This window comes from Paenibacillus hubeiensis (assembly GCF_032334105.1).
Lineage (GTDB): Bacteria > Bacillota > Bacilli > Paenibacillales > Paenibacillaceae > Paenibacillus > Paenibacillus hubeiensis.
Genome location: NZ_JAVYAE020000036.1, coordinates 1 through 3,208, shown reverse-complemented (window position 1 = coordinate 3,208; position 3,208 = coordinate 1). Strand labels below are relative to the sequence as shown.

The window sequence follows — 3,208 nt, the reverse complement described above, 5'->3', positions numbered from 1 at the left end:
CCTAAAGGTTATGGTTTGTTTACCTATCCGACGACAGGAGACTTTTACGCGTTGTTTATCGCTGAATTGGAGCATAATCATGCGTTTAGTCAGGTTGATTTATTGGGAGATGAAGATATCCCGGAACGAGAACGTTATATTCAATTGCACATTTGAAGGTTGTTGAAAAGTATAAGGGGCTCCGGTTAAGACAACCGGAGCCTGCTTGTTTTGAATGGCGGTTTGAGTAGTAAATATAAACTTTCTTGCGAAATACATATTTCTTGACCCACCAAAAACTAGACCTACCTTTTGCTTGGGCCAGGAACTGCAGCCCGGGGACAAAATATCCTGTGAAGGCGCAACGTTCCTTATCCATCGTTGTGAGGCAACTATGGATCGGGGATTGTTACAGTGGACGTATACATGTGCGCTGCCTACGTTCCATCCTAAGTTGCAAACGGATATCATTGGAGCAGCCATTGAAGGTGAAATCATTGATTTGAAGCGCAATCAGGTGAAAATCCACCTTGATATGGATGAAAACCAGCAAACGGGGAAGCAAGATGGTTTCCATATGCGGCAGAAGGCAGTCAGGTATGGTACATGATGCCCGAGCCTGGTGCAAAGGTGAAGCTGTATTTTCCGAGTGCCGAAGAAGATGAAGCGATGGTCATGCAATCGGTTCGGGAGGAACTGAAGGAAGCGACACATGCAGCAAAAAGCAGCAAGGTGATGCAAGATCCCGGGGTCAAGTCGTTCGGAAATCCGCAAGGAAAGTCATTCGCGCTCGGAGACAGCGAGTTAGTCATGACCGCCGAGGAGGGGGCGTTGTACATTTCCATGGCGGCGGGTAACGGTGTAACCCTAAACAGCACGACACATGTCCAGATCCAATCGATGGGTGATGTTACCATTAACGGTGGGAGTGTTACACTCACGGGGGCTGAGGGTCTCTTCATTCAGACCGCCACGGATCATGTGGAATTGGTAGAAGAGGCCAACGGCAAGAGCGAGAAAGTGCTGCTTGAGGCGGAAATTCATCGTTCATTCGAGATGATCGAGTCGGCATTCGATCAAGCCTCGGCAAGCTTGGGAGAAACGGAATTGAAGGAAGATCGCTTGAAGCGAAATTGGGAGTCAAGGCACCAAGGCGAACTGGATCGCATGATCGATGAGAGAAAGAGTCTGCTCAGCATGGTGGGTGATGTGGCGGATGTTGTATTCAGAGGTATTGCCAATATCGGAAATGTAGGCGGTGAAGATAGAGCCCAACAACTATATACCTGGGTAAAAGGGGAACCCGTAGGTACGTTGTCAGAGCGAAATGCTACAGTTCAAGGATTTAACAATGCGGTAGACTATGTGAGTGATGTGGTGACACTCCAAAAATCGTGAGGTGAGCTCGGAGAAGACGCTTTAGGAGTCGCGAATGAATTTATCGATCCTCTCGTTAATCAGGCGAAAATGGATTCGATCACCATGTTGACGTTTACCGAGGAAGAGAGATATCAGGCTGGGGTCTCGGATGCGGAAGCGAATTTAGCTCAGCTAGATATTGCCGGAATGGCGCTTGGAGGCAGTTCGCTAGCCAAGAAGGGCGCCATGAAAATCAACAAATCGGGACTAAGTCGGACCACGGGGATGGTTCGGGGCCAAAAGGTTTCCTTCATGGAGATAGGGATACCCCAGACAGTCCCGCCGCAGTAATAAAAGATGGGAAATTTAAGACCAATGCAGCAGTATTTCCTCCATCTCTAAGTTAGTTGGGCGAACTTATCGCCAAAGCGGTTGGGAAAATGACTGAAGGTGCTGCGACTAGTGTTCCGTGGCGTATTAGGTACATGCAACTACCCAACGCTGGAAACGTGCCAGTAATTATGAAGATTGACAATCATGGTTCTTCAGGTAATAGTAAACACTCAAAGAGAGAGTCTGAGGGGACGGGTAATGGTGCTAAAACACCAAGAACAGGACCAGAATGGGATGAGTATTTCCGTTCAAAATATGGTGATCAGAATGTAGACTGGAAGACTAGTTTAGAATACACACTATATGGAAATAAGTATATACCTTATACACCTAATAGATACGAAACTAAATAACATTTCTCAAAGACTCTCAGAGTGAAAACCACAAAACAAGCAAGAAGAATAGTGTTAAATTGAAATGATTATCCTGTTGATAAAAGAGATGAGCTTATTAAATTTATAAAAAGTCAAACACACAAGGATCTAAAACATTTAGATGAATTATTGGTTATTGAAGGTCGTCAAGTAACTAGAGTGTACTGGAGGTTTGAGTAAATGGAATTTTGGCTGTCCTTTGGTTCTAATTTACCTAGAGTAGAATTGGGAAAAATGCTCTACAATATGTTATGCGAAGTATTATTCGTAGAATTAATTGATTATGAGGCAGAGGTATGGGACCGAACAGGTAATCAATATGTAAGTGTCGGTTGCACATATTTTTCAATGAGCAGTATTAATTTAGATGATGAGGATGAATATATTGAACGTTACCGTAAGCTGAATCTCGAAACGCATGGTGTGGATACAAACGTTGATATTAGCATTCAATTTATATCGCGTACTTTTGATACCGGGTGGTTAAAGTTTCTTGAACTAATCGGGAAATTATTGCAGTTTAATAGTCAGGATTTAGTTGTTGAGGATGATGCCTCATATCCACTATTAAAGAGAATTGACGGGTATTTATTAATTAATAGTAGGCTAAATGAACATCGAACGTGGTATATGACCAAAGAAAATCTAGCGCTATTAAATTATTCTTACAAAGAAGAAGATTTTTTTAAAGATAGTGAGCAGGGTAGTTAATTAACCTTGTTTGTTGATTGGAAAAATGACATCGTCCATATCAATGGAGCTTAGTCTTTTGTCATTATCTTCGTTGATAAATCCCCTATCCAGTAAGAAATGAATCGAACGACCGAATCTAAGTAGACTTATCCGTAAAAACTCCATTAATTTATTTGTACGCACATCAATGTTATGAAATTTATACCTTAAATATCGCTTAACACTACATTAAACAGGTTCATTATGGGACAGATACTACCATGATTGACCTGTTTTTTTGTTATCGTACTTTCCCTGTTTCTCAAAGTTTTTACAACGGGTAAATCAGATAGATACGCTGTCTAAATCATTGCAACGAAAGACAGAAACGTCGGACGATAATTATTTTCATACCTGTTGCTTCTGGCTGC

General features: G+C 42.3%; 3 protein-coding genes. All 3 read left to right on the top strand.

The annotated features are described in order from the left end of the window. Positions 1–373: 373 nt before the first annotated feature. On the top strand, positions 374–589 hold the full coding sequence (locus RSX24_RS32080; protein WP_343262894.1) for a hypothetical protein: 216 nt from the start codon (positions 374–376) through the stop codon (positions 587–589). Continuing rightward, the gene (locus RSX24_RS32075) at positions 586–1,377 is read left to right on the top strand and encodes a hypothetical protein (protein WP_343262893.1); all 792 of its coding nucleotides are present in this window, start codon (positions 586–588) and stop codon (positions 1,375–1,377) included. Before RSX24_RS32080 ends, RSX24_RS32075 begins: the two co-directional genes overlap by 4 nt. Positions 1,378–2,285: 908 nt before the next feature. Further along, the gene (locus RSX24_RS32070; protein WP_343262892.1) at positions 2,286–2,816 is read left to right on the top strand and encodes a hypothetical protein; all 531 of its coding nucleotides are present in this window, start codon (positions 2,286–2,288) and stop codon (positions 2,814–2,816) included. Positions 2,817–3,208 lie beyond the last annotated feature (392 nt).

Bases quoted from the DNA above. Each gene is read 5' to 3' on its own strand.
- RSX24_RS32080 (WP_343262894.1), top strand. From the start codon at position 374: ATGGATCGGGGATTGTTACAGTGGACGTATACATGTGCGCTGCCTACG.
- RSX24_RS32075 (WP_343262893.1), top strand. From the start codon at position 586: ATGATGCCCGAGCCTGGTGCAAAGGTGAAGCTGTATTTTCCGAGTGCC.
- RSX24_RS32070 (WP_343262892.1), top strand. From the start codon at position 2,286: ATGGAATTTTGGCTGTCCTTTGGTTCTAATTTACCTAGAGTAGAATTG.